This is a genomic window from Mesorhizobium sp. M4A.F.Ca.ET.050.02.1.1 (assembly GCF_003997725.1).
In the GTDB taxonomy this organism is placed as follows: domain Bacteria; phylum Pseudomonadota; class Alphaproteobacteria; order Rhizobiales; family Rhizobiaceae; genus Mesorhizobium.
In genome coordinates, this window is record NZ_RZSG01001233.1 from 1 (window position 1) to 1,076 (window position 1,076).

General features: G+C 64.2%; 3 protein-coding genes. All 3 read right to left on the minus strand.

Annotated elements, in window-relative coordinates; genetic code table 11:
- Positions 1–299 (minus strand): hypothetical protein (locus tag EOA33_RS36565; protein WP_127407787.1); only part of this gene is annotated, 299 nt, incomplete at its 3' end.
- Between the two features lie 45 nt (positions 300–344).
- Positions 345–1,013 carry a phosphoribosylformylglycinamidine synthase subunit PurQ gene (gene purQ / locus EOA33_RS36570; protein WP_126054836.1) on the minus strand — a complete coding sequence of 223 codons (669 nt, stop codon included), beginning with the start codon at positions 1,011–1,013 and terminating at the stop codon, positions 345–347.
- A partial coding sequence (locus tag EOA33_RS41630) for a phosphoribosylformylglycinamidine synthase subunit PurS (protein WP_190234513.1) occupies positions 1,014–1,076 on the minus strand: 63 nt, incomplete at its 5' end. It lies immediately after the preceding gene.

Consider the following 1,076-nt stretch of genomic DNA (forward strand, 5'->3'; position numbering starts at 1 on the left):
GAATTGCCTTGCGCCTGCACAACCAGGAGCGGCTTGCCGCCATAATGCTTGGCCGGCACCAGCAGGAAGCGCGGCGTGCCGCTGAACGAATTCAGCTCATTGGCCATCTGGTAGGGCTTGAAGGCCGGATCCTTGCTGGCGATCCAGCATTTATGCGCCGCGATCGCCACCTGTTCCATGGCGAGCAGCGAGGCGCTCTTGCCCGAGGGCGGCGGCGCGCTCTTCGGGCTCGACTGGCAGGCGGCGAGCGCAAGCACGGCGGCAGCCAGGAGAGCAAGGCGAGCAATCGTCAGTCTCATGGTCAGGCCGCCCCCGCGTTCTGAAAGCAATGTCCTAGGAGATAATCAAGCGGCGATGCCGAGGGCACCTTCGAACAGCGCCCGGCCGTCGTTGCCGCCATGCGCCGCCTCGATCAGGTTTTCCGGATGCGGCATCAGGCCAAGCACATTGCCCTTTTCGCTGATGATGCCGGCAATATCGTTGATCGAGCCGTTCGGATTGGTGCCGTCGGCGTAGCGGAACACCACCTGTCCCTCGCCCTCGAGGCGGGCGAGCGTCTCAGCGTCGGCGAAATAGTTGCCGTCGTGATGCGCCACCGGCGAGCGGATGATCTGGCCGGGCTGATAGCGACGGGTGAACATGGTGTTGGCGTTGGCGATTTCGAGCTTCACCTGCCGGCAGACGAATTTCAGCGAAGCATTGCGCATCAGCGCGCCGGGCAGCAGGCCGGCCTCGACCAGGATCTGGAAGCCGTTGCAGACGCCGATCACCATGACGCCCTTGGCCGCCTTTTCGGCCACCGCTCGCATCACCGGCATGCGCGCCGCGATCGCCCCGCAGCGCAGATAGTCGCCGAAGGAGAAGCCACCCGGGATGGCGATCAGGTCGACATCGGGGATTTCGGTGTCGGTCTGCCAGACGGTGGCCGGCGCCTGTCCGGAAATCTTGGTCAGCGCTGCGATCATGTCGCGGTCGCGGTTGAGGCCAGGCAGGAGGACGACGGCTGATTTCATCTAGGCGATCTCCACCGCGTAGTTCTCGATAACGGTGTTCGCCAGAAGCTTGTCGCACATGGC

Bases quoted from the DNA above. Each gene is read 5' to 3' on its own strand.
- purQ (WP_126054836.1), bottom strand. From the start codon at position 1,013: ATGAAATCAGCCGTCGTCCTCCTGCCTGGCCTCAACCGCGACCGCGAC.